General features: G+C 68.5%; 14 protein-coding genes. 10 read left to right on the top strand and 4 right to left on the bottom strand.

The annotated features are described in order from the left end of the window. The first annotated feature begins 604 nt into the window (after window positions 1–604). The gene (locus BCF44_RS40460; RefSeq protein WP_170218009.1) at window positions 605–1996 is read left to right on the top strand and encodes a HEAT repeat domain-containing protein; all 1392 of its coding nucleotides are present in this window, start codon (window positions 605–607) and stop codon (window positions 1994–1996) included. A gap of 273 nt (window positions 1997–2269) precedes the next feature. Here the strand turns inward: BCF44_RS40460 and BCF44_RS58100 are convergent, their stop codons facing one another. Further along, entirely contained in the window at window positions 2270–2746 is a 477-nt protein-coding gene (locus BCF44_RS58100; RefSeq protein ID WP_246016083.1) for a hypothetical protein, read from the bottom strand. A 520-nt stretch (window positions 2747–3266) separates the two neighbouring features. On the opposite strand from BCF44_RS58100, the gene BCF44_RS40450 reads away from it, so the two are divergent. From BCF44_RS40450 to BCF44_RS40425, 6 genes are all read left to right on the top strand, one after another. After that, a complete protein-coding gene (locus tag BCF44_RS40450; RefSeq protein WP_116179800.1) occupies window positions 3267–3596 on the top strand; it encodes a hypothetical protein in 330 nt (109 codons plus the stop codon). A 24-nt stretch (window positions 3597–3620) separates the two neighbouring features. After that, window positions 3621–4202 carry a DUF3558 domain-containing protein gene (locus BCF44_RS40445; RefSeq protein WP_147328816.1) on the top strand — a complete coding sequence of 194 codons (582 nt, stop codon included), beginning with the start codon at window positions 3621–3623 and terminating at the stop codon, window positions 4200–4202. Next, on the top strand, window positions 4202–5638 hold the full coding sequence (locus tag BCF44_RS40440) for a hypothetical protein (RefSeq protein WP_116179798.1): 1437 nt from the start codon (window positions 4202–4204) through the stop codon (window positions 5636–5638). The genes BCF44_RS40445 and BCF44_RS40440 overlap by 1 nt, the downstream gene beginning before the upstream one ends. After that, window positions 5635–6426 (top strand): ESX secretion-associated protein EspG, encoded by a 792-nt coding sequence (locus BCF44_RS40435; RefSeq protein ID WP_116179797.1) that lies wholly within the window; start codon window positions 5635–5637, stop codon window positions 6424–6426. Before BCF44_RS40440 ends, BCF44_RS40435 begins: the two co-directional genes overlap by 4 nt. A gap of 84 nt (window positions 6427–6510) precedes the next feature. Further along, window positions 6511–10374 (top strand): DUF6531 domain-containing protein, encoded by a 3864-nt coding sequence (locus BCF44_RS40430; protein ID WP_116179796.1) that lies wholly within the window; start codon window positions 6511–6513, stop codon window positions 10372–10374. A gap of 14 nt (window positions 10375–10388) precedes the next feature. Next, window positions 10389–10601 (top strand): bacteriocin immunity protein, encoded by a 213-nt coding sequence (locus BCF44_RS40425; RefSeq protein ID WP_116179795.1) that lies wholly within the window; start codon window positions 10389–10391, stop codon window positions 10599–10601. Window positions 10602–11158: 557 nt separating this feature from the next. Here BCF44_RS40425 and BCF44_RS56030 read toward each other — a convergent pair. Together BCF44_RS56030 and BCF44_RS40420 are read right to left on the bottom strand one after the other, a co-directional pair. Then, window positions 11159–11308, bottom strand: a complete 150-nt coding sequence (locus BCF44_RS56030; protein WP_170218008.1) for a hypothetical protein — start codon at window positions 11306–11308, stop codon at window positions 11159–11161. Between the two features lie 396 nt (window positions 11309–11704). Continuing rightward, window positions 11705–12289: a TetR/AcrR family transcriptional regulator gene (locus BCF44_RS40420; RefSeq protein WP_116179794.1), complete on the bottom strand. Its 585-nt coding sequence runs from the start codon at window positions 12287–12289 to the stop codon at window positions 11705–11707. A 101-nt stretch (window positions 12290–12390) separates the two neighbouring features. Here BCF44_RS40420 and BCF44_RS40415 point away from each other — a divergent pair, with 101 nt between their 5' ends. The 3 genes from BCF44_RS40415 to BCF44_RS40405 all read left to right on the top strand — a co-directional run bounded on the left by BCF44_RS40415 (window position 12391) and on the right by BCF44_RS40405 (window position 15235). Beyond that, window positions 12391–13440 carry an aldo/keto reductase gene (locus BCF44_RS40415; protein WP_116179793.1) on the top strand — a complete coding sequence of 350 codons (1050 nt, stop codon included), beginning with the start codon at window positions 12391–12393 and terminating at the stop codon, window positions 13438–13440. Then, window positions 13437–14141 (top strand): DUF998 domain-containing protein, encoded by a 705-nt coding sequence (locus BCF44_RS40410; RefSeq protein WP_116179792.1) that lies wholly within the window; start codon window positions 13437–13439, stop codon window positions 14139–14141. The genes BCF44_RS40415 and BCF44_RS40410 overlap by 4 nt, the downstream gene beginning before the upstream one ends. A 71-nt stretch (window positions 14142–14212) precedes the next feature. Further along, on the top strand, window positions 14213–15235 hold the full coding sequence (locus BCF44_RS40405; RefSeq protein WP_116179791.1) for an SDR family oxidoreductase: 1023 nt from the start codon (window positions 14213–14215) through the stop codon (window positions 15233–15235). Window positions 15236–15261: 26 nt separating this feature from the next. Here the strand turns inward: BCF44_RS40405 and BCF44_RS40400 are convergent, their stop codons facing one another. Next, complete coding sequence (locus BCF44_RS40400) at window positions 15262–15480, bottom strand: hypothetical protein (protein ID WP_116179790.1); 219 nt, start codon at window positions 15478–15480, stop codon at window positions 15262–15264. Window positions 15481–15519: the final 39 nt, after the last annotated feature.

The following is a 15519-nucleotide window of genomic DNA, read 5'->3' as shown; positions in this document are numbered from 1 at the left end:
ACGGGAGTTTTGGTCTCCCACCTGCCGCTGGTCTACGCGACCGAGCAGGTGCACGCAGTCCTGATCGGGCACCGCGTGCACCGTCCAGTCACCAGCGCATGGCCTGCGCCGATAACCCGGGCCGCGCGCCGCACGAAGAACCTTGCCGAGGACTATCACAGGGCTGGGGATCCACAACAGCAACCACCACAACGATGGAAATGGTTGCAGTCGCCAATAGAATGCGCAACATCGAACTCAACCGCATCACCACGTACACTGCCGGGCTCCTCTCTCGTGGTGTACCGCCTGGCGGTTCCCGGTCTTTAGACGTCACCTCGGGCTATCGCCAGGACAACTCCCAGTTTGCCCGGCCCGACCGTGCTCGCGCCGATCCTGATCGCTGATCTCCAGCGGCGGCAAGTGGGCTTGCGCGCCGCGTCCTGCTGCCGTCAAGAACTGCTCACGGCCGCCGCACCCGCCGAAGATGAACGACATGACCAGTCCTCAGACAGGGGTGAACGACATGTCAGGTCGTCGGGGCCGATCACTGTCGACGGTAGCCGCCGGGCTCCTGGAGTGCGGGCCAACCGCGGTGTACTTGTGGCTACTGCGTACGACTCGGATGGCCAATCCCGATCCTGCCATCCACACCCAATCGCGTTTCGGCGGGCTGCTTGGCCATGATGGGACCTTTGTCAGCCACATCGAAGCTGGCCGTCGTCCGATTCCACCCGACCTGCGGGACCGGTGGCTTCAGCTCATCGGGTTAGATGGCGGCGGGCTGCAGAGGTATCTGGCCAGCGTCGATGCGCGTACTCACCCGGTGCTGTCCTCCCCACCGTACGGGCAGGCGCAGAGCCAAGCCGACTTCGACCTGGTTGACCGTGCTCTGGAGGGAGAGTCGCTGACACCACAGCAGTGGGCGCGGGCATGCGACGCTGCCGTGACGCTGCGATTGCCCCGGACAGTCCGGCGGTTCTGCCGACGTGCGGCTGACGCAATGTCCGTGTGTAGCAGCGCGGAGTACCGAGTCATGGTGACCGCACTGGCGCACCTGCCTGGACAGGCCGTGACAGAAGCAGTCCGCGAGTCAGTCGAGGCGTCACCCACTCGGGGCTACCACGCGATCCAGATACTAGGAGAATTGGACGGGTCGCTGTCGGGACCGGTGCTTCGGTACTTCTTCCGCGACCTCCCCGATCCCTGGTTGGAACGCAGCTTGGCCGAGTCCATGCGCCGCGTAGTAAGCCGTGGGGAAGTCACGACGCTGGTGGATGATCCCTCCGCGTTGCAGCGCTCGCTCGTGGAGGGGTTAGGGGAGGCGTCGTCGTGGACCTCGCGTATCGAGTTGGCTAATCTCGCATGGGCACTGGGACCGATGCCTGCCCAACTACAGGAGCGCGTGATCAACGAGTCCGACGCTGACGTACGTCTCGTGGCACATCCCGCGCTCAGCGAATCCGCGCAGGCCGCAGTCTCAGCGTTGCGCGAGCAGGCGGTAGCCTCGACATTGGACAAGATGTACGGCTCGCCTGTCGAAGACCCACTGGCCGATAGGCTCGCCGGCCTGATGATAACCGGACGGACCCGGCGGGCGAGAATCCACGCGGCAGAGGCCCTCGCGCTCAGTCCCTACAGCGATCGAGTCGCTGGAGTGCTCGGCTCACTTACCAGGGCACCTGCCGTCGAAGTCCGGCGGGCAGCCACGCAAGCATTGCAGAGCTTCCCCACCACTCCTGATGTCGTAGCAAGCCTGACGGCTGCGGCTCAGCGCGATAGTGATCCGAGCGTCAGAGGGCGTGCTCTCGGGTCGCTCGTCTTCCACAGCGATGGCCTTCCGCAGGAGGTCCTCGATACCGTTATCCGAGACCACGACCCGGAGGTGCGTCGAAGTGCCGTCGATTTGGCGCATGCTGCGGGAAACACACCGGCGCTGCGCACGGCAATGGCTGACGCCGATCCCGCAATAGCGCGGCATGCTCGACTGCTCGACCCCGCGCAGATAACGATCTAACATCCGCTCAGTAGTCCGCTGGGAGTGCGCTCAGTCGGTGGCAGGTAGCGCTTTGATGTCGGCCCTCCCAGGGCTTAGTTCAACTCCTCCTCCGTGGGGTTTTCCTATTGCTAGCGCGATTGCGGTATCAGCGGGCACGCCACGCGCCGCCGGTGGCGATCCACACCCGACCGTGGTCGAAGGCGAACACCCAATCGGTTTCGCCGCTGTCCCCGGCCACAACCACGGCCAGCCGTCGCGCGGGTGGTAGCCGTGCCCGAGGTCCTTGTCGACTCAGACGTCGAGCAGGTCGGTGACGGCGTCGGCGTAGGTGAACGGGTCGGTCGCGCCCGACAGCAGCGGGAGGCTCAGACGGACCTTGTCGGAGTGGGTGTGCAGACGCGGGAACAGGAGGTCGTTGACCGCGTCGGAGAGTCCCACGCTGAGTTCGGCGGCCCCGGCAGTGCCGAGGGTCGCGCGGGCGAATCGCCCGCACCGCGAGTGCAGGTCGCGCGGTTGGGGGAGCAGGAGCAGCGGTGTTCCCCGGAGGGCGGTGGTGATGGCCATCGCCAGGTTCTCGGCGGACTCGGGTCTTGGCCGCTGTGCAGGCATTTGAAGTAGTAGCGCATGACGCTGTCCCGCAGCCGGCATTCGGCTCAGGCCGAAGGTGAACAGCGGGGGCTCCGTACGTTCGGTCCGCGGGGGCGGGGCGTCGGCGCAGACCAGGCGTAGCAGATCGCCCTCGGCGTCGTTGTGGTCGGTGATCGCCACAGCCGGGCGGATGGTCTTGGCACCGCGGCCCCCAAGGGAACCCGCCAGCGGCAGATCGGATTTCCCGTTGCTGGCGACGGAGCCGCGCGGTCGATGATCTGCAGAACGCTGGCGTCGCGCTGGCGGGTGAATTCCTCGTAGTTGGCGAGTCCGGGACTGCCGCTGGCCATCACGCAGAACGAGGTGCGTGGTAGCCGGTCTGCCACTGGCCAGTCCTTCGTGAGCTGCGGATGCCATCGAGAGTAGCCACCGGCGGACGGGCCGCCCGCGGGGCGGGTAGCGCCGGCTGAGATTGCCTGAGGTTGCCGAACTTCGGTAGTGAGGGATGCCAGCGTTGTCCTCAAGCAATCGATGGGGCGTTCGCGGCGGACCAGGGGTGGGAGTCACCCGTTCGGTCTATCGCTGTCGCGGAGAAGCGGCCACGCTGCGTGGACATGCTCTGTACTCTCGGGAACCGGCACGACGTGGGTTGCGTCTGTCTTGACTAGATGGGGTTGGACCAAGCGACGGGGGTCGTGGCATGGCGCGGGTGGATCTGGGCGGCGGGTTCTCCGCCGATCCGGACGTAATCCAACAGGTGATCAACCAAATACAAGCCGAACACGACAAGCTGAGCCACGTCATCGACCAGGCGAAGACGCTGGAGAACACAGTGCCACCGGGCAGTGACCCGGTGACAGTGAACACGTTCCACAAGCCGATGCAGGCATCGCACCCGAAGACGACCAAGGACATCGTCACCGCCCAGCAACAGCTTAAAGACATCATCGACAATCTGACGGCGATGAAGAAGCTGTACACCGACGCTGACCAGTCTGGTGCTCACGGTTTGACGACGAAGGGCAATTAAGTGCGACGCGCAGCAGTAGCGGTGATGGCCGGCGCAGTGCTGATGATGACCGGCTGCTCGAACCCGCCGTCCATTGGCGGGACCGCAGGGCCGAGCTCCGCGTCCTCGACGGACACCGCTCCCCCCGGGGTGCCGAACGTTGCGCACCCGCTGGACACCGCCGCGTTCCAGAAGGCGCCGTGTTCGGTGTTGACCGCCGCGCAGCTGCAGCAGCTGACGATCACGGCGGCTGGCAAGCCAGACCTCACCGACCCGCTTGGGCCTGTATGCCACTGGGACAACCAGACTGGTCCATCGAAGATGGACCTGGCCGTCTACATCGTGACGGCAGGTCAGGGGCTCGCGGGCATCTACAGCCAGAAGGACACCTACCAGGTGTTCCAGCCTCTGCCGGACATTGAGGGCTACCCGGCAGTGACGGCCCAGAACGACGATCCCAAGCAGGGCAACTGTGTCGTCTCGGTCGGCGTGAGCAACGCGCTGTTCGTCAACGTCCTGGTCAACCTGAAAACAGGCGTCGACGCGGCGCCGGACATGACCAACCCCTGCCCTCGGAATCGCACCGTGGCCGAAGCCGTAGTCGCGACGATCAAAGCGGGGAAGTAATGGGGTTCGGTGACTTTCTCGACGCAGCTGGGAGGGCCCTCAGCGACGCCGGCCACGCCGTCACACATGCCGTTGACGAGGCCGGTAAGGCCGTCGGCCACGCCACGGGATGGGCCGTCGGCGGCGTGTACACGGTCGTCACTGGGGATTCTGCCGGAGGCCAGCGCATCGAGCAGGGCATCGACGGCTTCGCCGATGAAGTGTTCTTCGACGGCGCTATGCCGGGGCTGGACCCCAAACAGATCTGGAGCTGGTTCCACGAAGGCCCCGGAACCCCCTCCTACCAAACCGCACACGCCACGCTCGGTTCGATCAACCAATCGTTGACCGGCAGCGCCACCGCCGTCGCCTCGGCCAAAGCCCTGCTGGCCGGCGGCTGCAGTGGCCAAGCCTCCCAGCAGGCCCAACAGGCCATCCAAAACGCTCACGACGCGCTCACCAAGGTCAGCGAGCACGCCGCGATCAAGCAGGCCGCCTATGCCAACCAGGTCCAGACGTTCACCACCACGAAGAACTCCGTGGTGAAGGTGGCGGACAACCCTCCGCAGATGAACCCGATCGCGATGGACCCGATCGGCCAAGTCGACACGGCTACGCAGGTCGCGGCCTACCAAGCCGGCGCCCACGGCAACCAGCAGGCATACACCAGTTACCAGCCGCCGACTAAGACGCACGCGTCGTCTATCCCTTCCGACGGGAACGCGACCGCGACCCCCACCGGTCCGGCGCCGGGGCCTACCGGGCCATCTGGGCCGGGCATCACGGGGCCGGGCACCTACTCCGGTCCGCCTGGTGGCGAACGCCGGGGTGCCAGCGTCGTTTCTGGACCATCGGGCGGGCAGCCGGGCGGCATTCCTGGCGGGCCTGGTTCGGGCGGACCGCAGCCGGGCGGTCTCCCACCGGGGTATTCCACGCCGCCGGGCTACACCCCACCAACCGGGACGAATGTGGCCGGCTACACCGGCCTGGGCGGGCCCGGTGCCGGCGGCACGCCGGGATGGGCCGACCCCAGTGGCTACAGCGGCGGTGCTGACAGCTCGCGAACGGGCTCGGGTGGCTGGACCGGCGGTGGCTACGGCATGGGCGGCTTCGGCCCCGGCGGATCCACGGCGGGCGGCAGCGGCGGGGCATCTGGGAGTGCTGGCGTGCGCAATGGGATGTCCGGCACCACACGCGGAAGCGGCCCGGGGGCGGGCAGCGCTGCCGGGCCGGGCGCTGGGGATGAGGCCATGGCGGGTCGGGGCGGTCTGGCCGGTGCCCGTGGCGCGGCCGGTGCGCCTGGCGCCGGTGCTGCTGGCGCCGGTGGCCGGGGTGGCAAGAAGGAGGAAGACAAAGAGCACAAGACCGCGGCCTATCTGGTCACCGACGAGCACGGCAACGAGATCACCGGCGATTTGCCGACGGCGTTGCCTCCCGGCGGCGTGATCGGCGAATGACGATGCTGCGGACCAGCGTCGTCCTCGCCGACGAGACGTATGCGCTGACGTGGATGTCGGAAGGATTCGACGTCCAGCACGAGGCGTTGTTCGTGCCGTTGGACACCAGCGACATGAGCCGGCTGGCGCAGGCCACGGTGCGTGCGGGGCAGGAGCTGAGCCAGGCGGGGCTGTTCGACTCGGAACACGGGGTTCACCCCGACCTGCTGGAGACGTTCCGGGCGCTGGCTAAGCCGGCAGTCGAGTTCTTCGGGTGGATCGGGGACCGGCAGCGCCCGAAGCCGGTGTCCGCGTTGGCGACCACGACAAGCACCAGGGGAGTGCTGGCGGTGCTGAACGGCGACACACTCGGGTTGCACCCGGTGCGCCATGACGCACTCGCGGACGCTCTGGTCGCGCAACTCCCGGCGGCCCCCGCCGGACACGGGCAGTCGATCACGGTGCCGGCCAGCGAGATCGACGGCACTGCTCGCAGCGTCGGTGGGGACGAGGAGTTCAGCGTGTTCGCCGGCCAGCAGCGCAATCCCGCAGTGCAGCAGCTGCGGCGCCTGGTGGGGCTGCCCCGCACGAGTGGGGCGCAGTTGTATGTCGCGGTCCGGGACCGGCTGGGCCGGCGGCATCGGTGTCCGTTCCCGCTCAACGTGATCGACACCGACGCGGGGCGCTGGTTTGTGCAGCGCCAGCACAACGCCGGTGGTCAGGCGTGGTTGACCGCCGCGCCGGCCACGCCGCAGGTGCTGTCGGCCAAGCTGTACGAGATGCACAGCGCTCTGATAGGCGGTCGCTGATAGCGGCCGCGGCCGCCGCCGAGCGGTTGAGGTGATCGCACTCGGCGTGATGTTCTCAAGGCCTGGGCGCTGGAGGAGGTCGCCGTGAGCAAGATCAACGCGCATCCCGATCACTTACGTCGATCCGGGAGCAAGCTCAGCGACTTCGGCGGCAAGCTAGCCGAGGGCGGCCAGAAGCTGGAAACCGCAGGCCAGAACTTGGTCTCGCACGCCAGCAGTGACCGCTCCGGCGTTGGTGCGGTGGTTGCCAAGGCCATGGGCAGGGGCGTCCAGATCACCGGCAAGGTGTTCAGCGAGGGCGGCCGTGTCGTGGAAGGCGCTGGCAAGCGGCTGGGCACCACCGCCGACCTGTACGAAGAGGCCGACGGCCAGGGCACCAGTCGGTTGAGGCGGCTGCACCCGGACGCCAAGGGCGATATCGACCCGATGGGCGGCGGCAGCCGGGCCGGTAGCCGAGTCGGAGGGTCGCGGGGCTCAGAGAGGTCGGCTCGTCAGCAGGTGGGCGAGGACACGAGGCCCGGCGGCATCCCGAAGGTGAAGAAGTGCACCGGCGGCGACCCGGTCGACCTGGTCACCGGCGATGTGCTGATGACCCAGCTCGACCTGGCATTACCGGGCGTGCTGGCGCTGCTGTTGTCCCGCACGCACCAGTCGTCCTACCGCGCCGGCCGCCTGTTCGGCCCGTCCTGGGCCTCCACGCTCGACCAGCGGCTGGAGATCGACGCCGAGGGCGTGGTGTTCGTCGGCGAGGACGGCCTGCTGCTGGCCTTCCCCACCCCGGACGCCGACCCGGTGCTGCCGGCCGACGGCCCGCGCTGGCCGCTGCGGCGCGCCCGCGACGGCTACGTTTTGGCCGACCTCGACGCCGGCCGGGAACTGGCCTTCGCCGCGGACGGATCGTTGACGTGGATCGGCGACCGGATCGGGCACCGGGTGGAGTTCGACCGTGATGCGTCCAGCAGTCCGACCCGGCTGCGGCATTCCGGCGGCTACGTGGTCGATGTCGTCACCGCCGACGGGCTGGTCGTCGGGCTGTCGGCCGGCGGCGCGCCGGTCGCCCGCTACGGCTACGACGAGGACCGCAACCTCGTCGAGGTCGCCGATCCCGAAGGACGCTCCTACCGCTTCGACTACGACGCCGCCGGCCGCCTGACGCAGTGGACCGACCGCAACGGTCACTCCTACCGCTACCGCTACGACGCCACAGGTCGCTGCGTGGCCGGCGAAGGCGACGACGGCCTGCTCAACGCCACCTTCGACTACGGCGACACGGTCACGACCATGACCAACTCGCTCGGGCAGGCCACGACCTACCACTTCAACGACGCACTGCAGGTCGTGAAGATCGTCGACCCGCTCGGCGGCGAGACCGTTTCGGAGTGGGACGCCTACGACCGGCTCCTTGCCCGCACCGATCCGCTGGGCCGCACCACCCGATACGAGTACACCGTCACCGGCTACCTGCACCGGCTCACCCGCCCGGACGGCACCCAGACCGTCGCGGTGTACGGAGAGAACCGGCTGCCCGACATCGTGGTCGAGCCGGACGGGGCACAGTGGCGGCGGGCGTTCGACCACAACGGCAACACGATCGCCGTCACCGACCCGACCGGGACCATGACCCGTCTGGATTACGACGAGCACGGGCACATCGCGGCCGTGACCGACCCGACTGGCGCGACCACCCGGTTCGAGTGCGACGCCGCCGGCCAGATCCTCGCCGTGACCGACCCGCTGGGCGCGGTGACCCGGTATGAGCGCAATGATCTGGGCCAGGTCGTTGCCGTCACCGACGCGCTCGGCGGCCTCACCCGCTTCTCGTGGACGGTCGATGGCCGCCCCACCGAGCGGGTCCTGCCGGATGGGACGGTCGAGCGGTGGACCTACGACGGCGAAGGCAACGAAACCTCCTACACCAACGGAATCGGGCAGACCGTCACCACCGAGTACGGCGGCTTCGACCTTCCGCTGGCCGGGACCGAGCCGGGCGGCGCGCGCACCGCGTACGCCTACGACACCGAGCTGCGGCTCACCACGGTCACCGACCCGGCCGGGCTGGTGTGGCGCTACGAGCACGACGCCGCCGGCAATATCGTCGGCGAGACCGACGTCAACGGCCGCCACCAGGCCTACACCCGCGACGCCGCCGGCCAGATCCTCACCCGCACCAACGTCGCTGGCCAGATCACGACGTTCACCCATGACGTGCTGGGCCGGCTCGTGCGCCGCGAGTCCGCCGACGCCGTCACCACGTTCGCCTACGACCCGGCCGACCGGCTCATCCAGGCCACCAACCAAGACGCCGAGCTCACCTTCACCCGGGACGTGCTCGGCCAGGTGATCGCCGAGACCTGCGAGGGCCGCACGCTGCTCAGCGCGTTCGACGCGATGGGCCGCAAGGTCGCCTGCACCACCCCGACCGGCGCGGTGTCCCGCTGGAGCTACGACCCCACCGGCCTGGCCACCCAGCTCACCGCCGGCGGGCAGACCCTCAGCTTCGGCTACGACGCCGCCGGCAACGAGACCACCCGCCGGTTCGGCACGGCCACCCTGACCCAGACCTGGGACGTCAACCACCGCCTGCACACCCAGGCCCTGACCATCGCCGGCCCGGCCGGCCAGGAACGGCTGGTCCAGCGGCGCGCCTACCGCCTGCGTGCGGACTCCGCGGTGACCGCGATCGTCGACCAGCTCGCCGGGATCCGGGAATTCGACCTCGACCTGGCCGGCCGCGTCACCGCCGTCACCGCACCTGACCATCGTGAGCAGTACGCCTACGGCCCCAACGGCGTGCTCACCGGGCCCGACCGGACCCACGCCGGCACCCTGCCCCGCGCCGCCGGCGCGAGCCGGTATGACCACGACGGCCAGGGCCGGGCCGTCGCCCGGCACACGCGCACGCTGTCCGGGCAGACCCGAACCTGGCGCTACGCCTGGAACGGCGACGACCGCCTCGTCGCCGTCACCACCCCCGACGGCATCGCCTGGCGGTACCGCTACGACCCGCTCGGCCGCCGCATCGCCAAGCTGCGCCTGGGCCCGGACGGGCAGATCGCCGAGCAGACCGTGTTCGTCTGGGACGGCGCGACCCTCGTCGAGCAGATCCACTCCGGCGGGCAGGCACTGACCTGGGACTACCAGCCCGGCGGCTTCACCCCGATCACCCAGACCGAACGGATCCAGACCCCGCAGGAATGGGTCGACAGCCGGTTCTACGCCATCGTCACCGACCTGATCGGCACCCCGCACGAACTCGTCGACCCCTACGGCACAGTGGCGTGGCGGCAGCCGGCCGCGCTGTGGGGCGGCCAGCTCACGGCGCCCGCGCAGCAGACGCAGTGCCCGCTGCGCTTCCCCGGCCAGTACTTCGATCCCGAAACGGGCAACAACTACAACCTGTTCCGCTACTACGACCCCGAGGCCGCTTCCTATCTCGCACCCGACCCGCTCGGGCTCGACGCCGGCCCCAACCCGAACGCGTACGTGCCGAACCCGATCGGCTGGCTGGACCCGCTGGGCCTGGCTGGCTGCGACGACCCGCGCAACCAGCCCGGCCGGGCCACCGGCGCCGGGGACCTGCCCGACGTCAACGGCAAGTGGCTGCGCGGCTCACACGGCAACGCCGGCCGCATCCCCGGCCAGATCGCCCGCCAGCTCCAAGGCCAGCAGTTCAACACCTTCGACGACTTCCGCAAGGCATTCTGGAAGGCCGTGGGCAACGACCCGCAGCTGTCCTCCCAGTTCAGCCCCAGCAACGTCCGGCGCATGCAGAACGAGAACGCGCCGATCGCGCACTCCAGCCAACACGTCGGTAAGGTCAAAAGCTACGCGCTGCACCACGTGACACCCATCCAGCACGGCGGCGCCGTGTACGACATGCGCAACATCGTCGTCGTGACCCCGCAGTTCCACCGCGACGTCCTCGACCGCGGCTACCACTTCGGATGACAGGAAAAGGCACCATGGAACGCCTCACCCGAGACGAGATGATCGCGCTGGTCGACCGCCTCCAGCGCGGCGAGGGGGACGACGAGCAGGCCGGCGAGTGGATCGACCAGCTCAACCAGTCGGTTCCGCACCCGGCGATCAGCGACCTGATCTTCTACTCCGACGAAGAACTGTCGCCCGAGGAGATCGTGGACAAGGCGCTGGCCTACCGACCGATCGAACTCTGAACGCAGCCGGACCCGTGAATAACAACTGGTCCCTCCTACAGCGGTCCAAGGCGTAGACGCGAGGTTGCCGAGTCGACTCAGTCGATGGCCTGCCTTCCATGGGCGCCGAGCAAGGCGTCCTCTGCACTGGCTGGGCGAATGTGATTAGCCGTCAGGATGGTGCGCGTGCCGTCGACACCGGGATCGACCCGTATGTCACCGAGAACCCCTCACATCTGGCCTGCCACGCGAGGAACCGCGAACGGGGCCACCCGGCCGGGCTGGTCCGGATGCGCATTCGCCACGGAGCGACAGCAGGGCCCCGGCTCCGACCAAAACGAGTATTACGGCTGCCACCGCCGTACCCCGTGAAGCCACGCGCATCCGTGTTCCCTCCGATCGTGCCGTCGATCGGGTAGAAGCAGCCGGAGGCGACCGGGTTCACCCGCGTCGATCGAGCCCTGTGAGGAATGGGCCATCGCCCGGAGCCCGAGAGATACGGTGGAGCTTGCTGAGTTGATCAGGTTCACCACCGCTGGTCTCGCCGAACCACCACGCGCGCCGAAAGCACGATCCGGCTATCGCGTCCCGGACCATCCCGCTGTGCTGAAATGTGCCGACCGCCGATCCGTCCACTTCAAGATCACCTTCTCGCGGTCGGTCATGCGCAGTAGCCGCAGCGCGGCGAAGGCGTGGGTGACGGCGAGGTAGGCGAAGCGGACCGGCACGAGCCGCGATCATGCCGGAGGGCGACCAGTCACGTTCCGATGCTTGCTGACCTGCGCGGACGCAGTTCTCGGCACGTACAGCCTCGGCGGCGTCGGTCGACCGGGAGGAGTTCGGCCGGCGAATACGCGGGGCCAAGATCGCCGAATCGCACGGCGTCGGCCGGTCTGCTCAAACCGGACACGCCAATGTGGCTCACGCCCCCACGGTGATCGACTGACAGGTGTTCCGGCGCGCGCATCCGGTTGGCAGGTAGCTGACCACTGTGGACTCCCGCAAGGCGAACAAACTGGACGCGACCAACAGCGCGATATCCATTGCCCGCGACCTCCGGCGGCAGCCCGCCCCTGGTTCGAGTCGAGCTACCGAGGAGTCGCGACGGCTCAACTCGGTCGTGGTCAGATCGGCTGGGGCACTTCCTTCAGGCCGGAGAACACTGCGGCGATCAGGCGCCGTCCCTGAGCCATGCCGTCGTCGTTGTTCGCGACGCGCCACAGGAAGCTCATCAGCATGATGATGTCGGCGGGGTCGTGTCCCGCGGCGATGGTGCCCTCGGCCACGCAGGCGTCGACGAGCTTCGCCACCGCGGCGGTGGTCGGCGCCCAGGACGCGCTGATCACCTCCTGGGCCGCAGCACTGTGCAAGGCGTCACCGAGACCGTGCTTGATGCGGATGTAGGCCGACAGCGTCTCGAACCACTCGATGAACGCGGCCTTGGCCGACGAATGACGCGCCAGCACCTCGTCCGCGGTGACGGTCAGGCGCTCGATGTCGTGCTGGTAGGCCGCCAGGATCAGGTCCTCGCGGGTGGGGAAGTGGCGGTAGAGCGTTCCGGCGCCGACGCCGGCGCGTTTGGCGACCTCGCTCAGCGGCACGAGCGGGTTGTCCGAGAACAGTTCGTGGGCGGCCTCGATGATCGCGACCCGGTTGCGCGCGGCGGCCTTGCGCTGCGTGCCGTAGGTGCTCGGGGTCCCATCGGTCATGTCTCGATGATGCCCCACCTTTGACATGCGGACAATCCTCCGCTAGTTTGGGCAGAACTTGCGGAGAATCCTCCGCAAGTTCATTCTCGCAGGAGCCCCCCATGCGCTACGTGAAGCTCGGCACCACCGGCCTGGACGTCTCACCCATCGCGATCGGCGCGATGACCTACGGCCAGCCCGACCGAGGCCACCCCGTCTGGTCGCTCGGCGAACAGGACGCGCGTCCCCTGATCAAGCACGCCCTCGACGCCGGCATCAACTTCTTCGACACCGCGAACATGTACTCGCTCGGCTCCAGCGAGGAGATCCTCGGCCGCGCGCTGAGGGACTTCGCCGACCGGGACGAGGTGGTGATCGCCACCAAGCTGCGCCACCCGATGCGCCCCGGCCCCAACGGCAAGGGCCTGTCCCGCAAGGCGATCATGACCGAGGTCGACCACTCGCTGCGCCGGCTGGGCACCGACTACATCGACCTCTACCAGGTGCACCGCAACGACCACGCGACACCGCTGGAAGAAACGCTCGAAGCGCTCAGCGACCTGGTCAAGGCCGGCAAGGTCCGCTACCTGGGCGCCTCGTCGATGCCCGCATGGGAGTTCGCGAAGGCCCTGCACCTGCAGAAGCAGCACGGCTGGGCCCGGTTCGTGTCCATGCAGAACCACTACAACCTGCTGCACCGCGAGGAAGAGCGCGAGATGATCCCGCTGTGCCTGGACGAGGGCGTCGGCACGATCATCTGGAGCCCACTGGCGCGCGGCCGACTGGCCCGGGCTTGGGGCGACGCGAAGTCCACCGCACGGGCCGCGACCGACGGCGCGTTCGCTGACATGCTCTACTCGCCCACCGAGGAGGCGTCCAACCGCGCGATCGTGGACGCAGTCGGGCAGGTCGCCGACGCACACGGCGTCAGCCGCGCCCAGATCGCCCTGGCCTGGCTGCGGCGCCAGCCGGTGGTCACCGCTCCGTTGGTCGGTGCGGGTTCGGTGCAGCAGATCGACGACGCCGTGGCGTCCCTGGACGTGGTACTCACCGACGAGCAGGTGCGCGCGCTGATCGCGCCGTACACGCCGCGCTATGACTGGCAGGGCATCTCCGACGAGGCCGAGTTGGACGCGATCCGCGCCCGCGTGCCGGGAATGGCCCTACGGTGAGGACCATCATCCGCTCCGGCCCGACTGCCCGTCTCGGCGCGATCTTGTTGTTCCTCGGCCCACTGGTGTCGTGGGCGGCCGAGCTCATCACGGCGGCAGCCTGGCAGCACCCCCACTACTCGCCGTTCTACAACTGGGTCAGCCACCTCGGTCTGACCGGACCGAGCCAGGTCGCCTTCGGGCAGATCGGGAACTCCCCGCTGGGCGCGGTCATGGACACCGGCTGGGTCCTCTACGGCATCCTGCTCATCGTCGGCGCGCTGCTGACCTTCGATCTGCGCCGGGGCCCGCGGCCCATCACGATCCTCGTGCTGGCGATCGTGTCCGGCCTCGGCGTGTCCCTGGTGGGGATCTTCCAGGGATCCAACGCGGACGTCGCGAACGGCTTGATCGCGTTCCACCAGTTCGGTGCGCAGGGCGTGATGCTCGCCGGCAACGTCATGGCGATCGTCGTCGGCGCCAGTGGCGCCCGGATCGGGCTGGGCCGCGGCCGCCGGATCGCGAGCATCGTGCTGGGCATCGTCGGCCTGGTCGCGTTCCCCGTGTTCATGGCCGACGTGTTCACTGGTTGGGCGTGGAACATCGGCATGTTCGAACGCGCGGTGATCTACCCGATCATGATCGGCCATGTCCTGCTCGGCAGCGGTCTGCTGGTCGCCCGGCAGACATCACTCCGCCAGCCGGTCGCCGTCGGCCGGTAGCCCTGGGTAGGGCCGGCACCGGCGCCGGTCCGCCCGACGCTTTCTCCGCTGAGATTTTGTGAGGTGCAGTCATGTCAGAAGTACTGGTCACGGGCGGTTCGGGATACATTGGCAGCTGGTGTGTTCTCGCGCTGCTGGCGAACGGGCACACGGTACGCACCACGGTGCGGGACCTGAAGAAGGAGCCCGCGGTGCGGGCGATGCTGCGCGCCGGAGGGGCGTCCGAGGACGCGAAGCTGACCGTGTGCCAGGCCGACCTCCAGCAGGACGCGGGGTGGCGCGAGGCGGTCGAGGGTTGCGACTACGTGCTGCACGTCGCCTCCCCGACCCTGACCAGCCTGCCCAAGAACGACGACGAGATGGTCGTGCCCGCTCGGGACGGGGTGTTGCGCGTCCTGCGGGCCGCGCGCGAGGCCGGCGTGAAACGGGTCGTTCTGACGTCGGCGTTCGGGGCAGTCGGGATGGGACACCCCGAGAGGTCGCGGGTGTTCACCGAGGCGGATTGGAGCAATGTGGACGCCGGTATCCCGCCGTATCAGAAGTCCAAGACGCTGTCGGAGAAGGCGGCGTGGGACTTCGTCGCCCAGCACGGTGGTATCGAGCTGGCTGTGGTGAACCCCGTCGGAGTGTTCGGGCCGGTTCTCGGCTCCGACTACTCACCGTCGCTCGGGCTGGTGCAGCGGATGCTGGACGGTGATCTGCCCGCCCTGCCGAAGTTCGCGATGGGATACGTGGACGTGCGCGACGTCGCGGACCTGCACCTGCGGGCGATGACCGATCCAGCCGCGGCGGGAGAGCGGTTTCTCGCGATCTCCGGGCACAGCCTGTGGGTGCGTGAGATCGCGGCCATCCTGCGTGACCGTCTCGGCGACCGCGCCTCGAAGGTGCCCACGCGTGAACTGCCGTTGTGGACGGCGCGAGCCCTTGCACGCGTCAACCCGGGACTGCGCCTTCTGCGCCCACAGCTGGGCCGGAACTTCGACGCCACCTCGGAGAAGGCTCAGCGGATGCTGGGCTGGTCGCCGAGGCCGATCGAGGACACCATCGCCGACACGGCGGAGAGCCTGCTCACGCTGAAAGGTATGACCACCTGACGGCCATCGGGCAGACCACGTCGGCCTCAACGGGGATCAAGGTCTGCGGAGTTCAGGCTCATGGCCATGCGGGGCGTCGAGCACAGGACGGACCGAATCAACAGTGCGGTGCCGTCGGCGGCGTCCTCGTCAATCTCGTGACGAACGGGCGCTCGCGCCGCCGACGGCGCTTCGGGTTGCAACAGGGCTCGCCGGCCGGCCGTCTCGCCGTCGACATCGCCCTGCCGGTGCTGCTGCTGGCCCACCTCCCGCTGTTCTGGTCCCGCTCGCGGTCGGTGCCGATC

The sequence above is a fragment of the Kutzneria buriramensis genome (assembly GCF_003387475.1).
Classification (GTDB): Bacteria; Actinomycetota; Actinomycetes; order Mycobacteriales; family Pseudonocardiaceae; genus Kutzneria; species Kutzneria buriramensis.
Note: the sequence above shows the minus strand (reverse complement) of the source record. Positions and strands in the feature narration are given on the sequence as shown.

What these genes read in the sequence shown, in the direction of transcription:
- BCF44_RS40460 (WP_170218009.1), top strand. Translation starts at nt 605, where the DNA reads ATGGCCAATCCCGATCCTGCCATCCACACCCAATCGCGTTTCGGCGGG.
- BCF44_RS40420 (WP_116179794.1), bottom strand. Translation starts at nt 12,289, where the DNA reads ATGACCGATGGGACCCCGAGCACCTACGGCACGCAGCGCAAGGCCGCC.
- BCF44_RS40415 (WP_116179793.1), top strand. Translation starts at nt 12,391, where the DNA reads ATGCGCTACGTGAAGCTCGGCACCACCGGCCTGGACGTCTCACCCATC.
- BCF44_RS40435 (WP_116179797.1), top strand. Translation starts at nt 5,635, where the DNA reads ATGACGATGCTGCGGACCAGCGTCGTCCTCGCCGACGAGACGTATGCG.
- BCF44_RS40445 (WP_147328816.1), top strand. Translation starts at nt 3,621, where the DNA reads ATGGCCGGCGCAGTGCTGATGATGACCGGCTGCTCGAACCCGCCGTCC.
- BCF44_RS40425 (WP_116179795.1), top strand. Translation starts at nt 10,389, where the DNA reads ATGGAACGCCTCACCCGAGACGAGATGATCGCGCTGGTCGACCGCCTC.
- BCF44_RS40405 (WP_116179791.1), top strand. Translation starts at nt 14,213, where the DNA reads ATGTCAGAAGTACTGGTCACGGGCGGTTCGGGATACATTGGCAGCTGG.
- BCF44_RS40440 (WP_116179798.1), top strand. Translation starts at nt 4,202, where the DNA reads ATGGGGTTCGGTGACTTTCTCGACGCAGCTGGGAGGGCCCTCAGCGAC.
- BCF44_RS40450 (WP_116179800.1), top strand. Translation starts at nt 3,267, where the DNA reads ATGGCGCGGGTGGATCTGGGCGGCGGGTTCTCCGCCGATCCGGACGTA.